The 5,067-nt window shown below is 46.6% G+C and carries 3 protein-coding genes and 1 riboswitch; all 3 genes read left to right on the top strand.

The genetic code is table 11. From position 1 onward, the window contains the following. Positions 1-871 precede the first annotated feature (871 nt). Positions 872-973, top strand: a riboswitch (SAM riboswitch). A gap of 7 nt (positions 974-980) precedes the next feature. The 3 genes from KIH41_RS17875 (at position 981) to KIH41_RS17865 (ending at position 4,732) form a co-directional block, all read left to right on the top strand. Beyond that, positions 981-2,147 carry a trans-sulfuration enzyme family protein gene (locus tag KIH41_RS17875; RefSeq protein WP_214163317.1) on the top strand — a complete coding sequence of 389 codons (1,167 nt, stop codon included), beginning with the start codon at positions 981-983 and terminating at the stop codon, positions 2,145-2,147. Positions 2,148-2,240: 93 nt separating this feature from the next. Continuing rightward, positions 2,241-3,221 (top strand): hypothetical protein, encoded by a 981-nt coding sequence (locus KIH41_RS17870; protein ID WP_214163316.1) that lies wholly within the window; start codon positions 2,241-2,243, stop codon positions 3,219-3,221. Between the two features lie 275 nt (positions 3,222-3,496). Continuing rightward, positions 3,497-4,732, top strand: coding sequence for a serpin family protein (locus tag KIH41_RS17865; protein ID WP_214163315.1), 1,236 nt, complete (start codon positions 3,497-3,499; stop codon positions 4,730-4,732). Positions 4,733-5,067 lie beyond the last annotated feature (335 nt).

Raw genomic sequence — 5,067 nt, 5'->3', positions numbered from 1 at the left:
CTGTTCTCTGGAAGTTCTAATTGATCGGGATCGCAATGACGCGGGGTCTTCCAAAAATCACGAGACCTGGAAGGCTTGATTCGCGTTCCAGATTGCTTCTCCCGACTTGTTTTTTGGGAGTACAGGTGGGTCGGGATCGCAATGACGGGTACCACGTCATTGCGAAGGAGGTACGGCTCAAGATTGCTTCTCCCGATCTGTCCTCTGGAAGTCCAAATTGATCGGGATCGCAATGACGTGCGGGGTCTGGCTAATTTCACGAGACCTGGAAGGTTTAATTCTCGTTTAAGATTGCTTCTCCCGACTTGTTTTTTGGGAGTACAGGTGGGTCGGGATCGCAATGACGGGTACCACGTCATTGCGAAGGAGGTACGGCTCAAGATTGCTTCTCCCGATCTGTCCTCTGGAAGTCCAAATTGATCGGGATCGCAATGACGTGCGGGGTCTGGCAAAAATCACGAGACCTGGAAGGTTTGATTCTCGTTCCAGATTGCTTCTCCCGATTTGTTTTCTGGGAGTACAGGTGGGTCGGGATCGCAATGACGGGTACCACGTCATTGCGAAGGAGGTACGGCTCCAGATTGCTTCTCCCGATCTGTTCTCTGGAAGTTCTAATTGATCGGGATCGCAATGACGCGGGGTCTTCCAAAAATCACGAGACCTGGAAGGCTTGATTCGCGTTCCAGATTGCTTCTCCCGACTTGTTTTTTGGGAGTACAGGTGGGTCGGGATCGCAATGACGGGTGGGGACGCCGTGCACCCCCTAAACTCCTAAACCTCCCGCCGCGCACCAGCGCCGGGAATAAACCTCTAAACGGTACTCTTGGTACTAAGGATTTTTTTCCCTTACTTTGCATCACTTCAGGCAACTGATTTATAAAGAAGAGGCGAGAGAATAGGCTCCTGGACCCTCTGGCAACCGTCTCCATACGGGAGAAAGGTGCCAAGACCTACCCAAATGGAACTATAAATTAGCATTCATGACTTATCAAAACCCAGAGACCAGCGCGGTTAGAACCACTGCTGGCCGTTCGGACCAACGGACGCATTCTTCCCCCATTTATCTTACTTCCAGTTTTACTTTCGACGATGCCGAAGAGGCTCGGCAGATGTTTGCCGAGGAGATTCCCGGCAATATTTATTCCCGCTACAGCAACCCCAATTCCGACGATCTGATCAGCAAAGTTTGTGCTGCTGAAGGCACTGCCGACGGCGTGGCCACCGCTTCCGGCATGGCGGCCATGTTTGGCAGCATCGCCTCGGTTTTGCAGCAAGGCGACCATATTTTGGCAGCCAGATCGCTATTTGGGTCCACCCACCAGCTGCTTACCCGCGTTTTTCCCAAATGGGGAATCACCCATACCTATGGTGACATCAGCGATATAGGCAATTGGGAAAAGCTGCTGCAGCCCAACACCAAGATGCTCTTTGTGGAAACACCGTCCAATCCTGGTCTGGAAATCATAGACCTGGAATGGCTGGGCAACTTTGCCAAGGCCCATGATTTGATTTTGGTGGTGGACAACTGTTTTGCCACCCCCTATCTTCAGCAGCCGGCAAAATTTGGGGCACATCTGGTAACCCACTCAGCAACCAAATACATTGACGGGCAGGGAAGGGTGCTGGGAGGCCTGATCCTGGGAACCGAGGAACTGATACAGGAAGTGAGGTTTTTCACCAGACACACAGGCCCTGCCATCTCCCCTTTCAACAGCTGGTTGTTGGCCAAAAGCATGGAAACCCTCCCCGTGAGGATGGACAGGCATTGCGAAAATGCGCTGACCTTGGCCAGGTATTTTGAGGGAAATCCCAAGGTGGATCAGGTGAAATACCCTTTTCTCCCCTCCCACCCACAATATGAGATTGCCAAAAAACAGATGAAACACGGCGGAGGAATCGTCACTCTGGAAATAAAGGGTGGGCTGGAAAAGGCCAAGAATTTTATTGACAGGCTTGAGATGGCCTCCATTACGGCCAACTTGGGCGATAGCAGGACCATTGTCACCCATCCTGCCTCCACCACCCACAGTAAACTTTCTCCGGAGGAAAGGAATCAAGTGGGTATAACCGACGGTTTGGTGAGGATATCTGTTGGTTTGGAGCACGTGGATGACATCATTAAAGATATTGAGCGGGGTTTGGGGTAAAATTAAACGTTTATTTTCATGACTAAACATTGACTAGAGTACTGGTTTTCAGTAAATTGAATCATACTTTTTAATTCTCTCTTATCGGTCATCATGAAAAACAATTTCCTTTCTAAGCAATCCAAAAAGCAATTGGGGGTGGCAAAGCTTGCCACCCCTGTTTTGGAATCCAGCGGCAGCGAGATTATCTATGCAAAGTTGAGGCAATTTGCTTGTTACCTCCTGACTCTAATCAATAAAACGTATAGGTTGGTTTTATATAAATTAAACCCACCACCAAAGTTTACCACTGCGCTGATTACGCGATCCGGGAGGGTGCGTTTGATTGATAGTGAGCGCCTGTTTGTGTACAGTCCCAAAAGCCGTAACACTTTGCTTCCCCTGTTTTTGGAGGATTTTTTTAGGTTTTTCGACATACCTATGATCTCTACGGCCCGAATAAAAGGGAAATCCTACTTTAAGGAAAGGTTTTATGGCAGGGAGCAACTCCATGAGAGCTATCGCTGCCATGTCTATTTCAGGCAGATTTGTCAGAAGTATTCCCAGTATCTTTCCTATAGAAAGGGGCTTCTTATGCCCGATCTTTTTTGGGGCACGATGAACATACTGGACAGGACACTGAAATCAGAAACCTTTTCGGAATTTATTGCAGAGCAATTTGACAACCTGCTTTGGGCCGAGGAGCATATGCTGTACTATCCAAGCCACGGTAACCTGCGATCAGAAAAAGTCATCGTTTGCAAGAAGCGGTTTTTCATCCTGAACTTGGTGAACTTTGGTATGCTGATGCCCGGCTTTTATGATGTGGTCATCCTACAAAATGATCTCAAATCAAAAGATGTCCTGCTGGATGAAAAAAGTGAGGAATTTATAGAGCAATGTGTAGCCCTTTCATTTGATGAAAAGTCCAACCTCAGCCCACAGGTAATCCATTTTATAAGTTGGGTATTTTGGGCAGCCAATATGATTGAAAAGCAGGGGTCCGAAATCCTTCCAGAGCTTGTGGAATGGTGGGAAGGGTTTTACCTGGAGATACTGGAAAGTAATTTGATGGAAAAGTCGAAGGTCCGATGAAAAATAGGACACATAGGAGTTTTGCAGAGTTTTCCCGATAGCTATCGGGAGAGTTTCGCGGAGCTTCTTCGCGGAGAAAATTGGTCACAAAGTCGAACAAAGTTGTTTAAAAAATAAGTCGCACGAAGCTTCATCGCGGAAATGACTTGGCCACTGAGTTTAAAATGAGTTATGGCACTGAGGTTTCACAGAGTCCCTTTTTCACGAAAGAAACCGGGTTCAATAAAAGTAGCGTTTTTAGTATTTCATTCGTCTTAAAAGAAAAAGGCGATACCATGAGAACTTTCCTATTCTATTCTGCACTCTTCTTAATTGTGGCATCCTGTGTGGGACAGGAAAACCCTGAGGAGAATTTGCCCAACCTGAGGGCTTTAAGCCATTATGAAAAGGAGCTTTCCAAATCCAGCCAGGCTTTTGCGCTTGATTTTTTTCAGCAGGTCAGCGATCCCAATGAAAATCAATTTTACAGCCCCTATAGTGTCCAATTGGCTTTGGCAATGGCCATGAATGGGAATGTCGATGAAATTCTGGAGGAGTATCTGGAAGCGTTGAGATTCGAAAACTTGGATATTGAAGATGCCAACCGCGCCGCCTTGGAATTAACCCAGTACCTGAAGGATGTGGACCGAAAAGTGAAGCTGAATATTGCCAACGGCATTTGGTACGATCGGAATCTTAATGTGAAGGTTCCCTTCAAAGAGCGGATGGAGCATTATTATCAAGCCAATATTGATGCGGCTGATTTCACTTCTCCCCAGGTAGTTCGAAATATAAACGACTGGATAGACAGACAAACAGAGGGCTTGATTAAAGACATGCTGGACAGTATCAGCCCTGATGCTGTGATACTTCTTGTCAATGCAATATATTTTAAAGCCGAATGGAAATCCCAGTTTGACAGGAACCTGACCACCAAAAAACCTTTCAAATTATCCAATGGAGGAAATGTGCAGGTGGACATGATGAGAACCAAGGAAGCTGCCAGCATACGGGCCTCTTATGGAGTCGATTATTCCTATCTGGAAATCCCTTACAGCACAGGTCAATATAGCATGGGAATTATCTTGCCTGAGAACGTAGGGTTGGAGGGCATCAAAGAAGAGTTGATTCTCAGCAATTTGGAAACCTGGAGGGAAAACTCTCATGAAACCTCCGCAATTCTGGAAATGCCAAAGTTCAAGATGTCCTATAAGGTAGAAAACCTGAACAATGACTTGATGGCAATGGGTCTGAAGACTCCTTTTGTGGGTCATCCAAGAAACTTTTCGGAGCTGTTTGAACAGCAACCGGGTCCATTGAAAATCAGCCGTGTGGTACATGAGGCTTTAATAGAGGTAGATGAAAAGGGCACTGAAGCGGCTGCCGCCACGGTGGTGGAAATAGTGGTGACGAGCCTGCCCTCCGGTCCACGGGTGATCAGCATCGATAGGCCGTTTGTATTTTTCATCCAGGAGAAGGCCTCTGGGGCGATATTGTTTATGGGGCAGCTGGTGAATCCGGGGGAGTTGTAAAGTGGAAGTACGAAAACTTCTTCATCGCGGAAAGAAAGGGGGCACAGAGTTTTTGTACTGCGGTTTACTTGGTACTCATGGTTCCTAGTACTTGGTACCAATCGTAAGTATGAAATTGAAGATGAATGATGAGTGATGAATGATGAATGTTGAATGATGAATGGTGAATGGTGAATTATGAATGATGAATGGTGAATGGTGAATGATGAATTATGAATGATGAATGATGAATGGTGAATGATGAATGGTGAATGATGAATGTTGAATGAGGAATGAGGAATGGTGAATGATGAGGAATTATTCTCGTTACACTGATGCCCCATACAAGGAGCGGA

The organism is Litoribacter ruber, assembly GCF_018500185.1.
Taxonomy (GTDB): Bacteria; Bacteroidota; Bacteroidia; order Cytophagales; family Cyclobacteriaceae; genus Litoribacter; species Litoribacter ruber.
Note: the sequence above shows the minus strand (reverse complement) of the source record. Positions and strands in the feature narration are given on the sequence as shown.

Excerpts from the sequence above, each read along its gene's own strand:
- KIH41_RS17875 (WP_214163317.1), top strand. The coding sequence starts at position 981 with ATGACTTATCAAAACCCAGAGACCAGCGCGGTTAGAACCACTGCTGGC.
- KIH41_RS17870 (WP_214163316.1), top strand. The coding sequence starts at position 2,241 with ATGAAAAACAATTTCCTTTCTAAGCAATCCAAAAAGCAATTGGGGGTG.
- KIH41_RS17865 (WP_214163315.1), top strand. The coding sequence starts at position 3,497 with ATGAGAACTTTCCTATTCTATTCTGCACTCTTCTTAATTGTGGCATCC.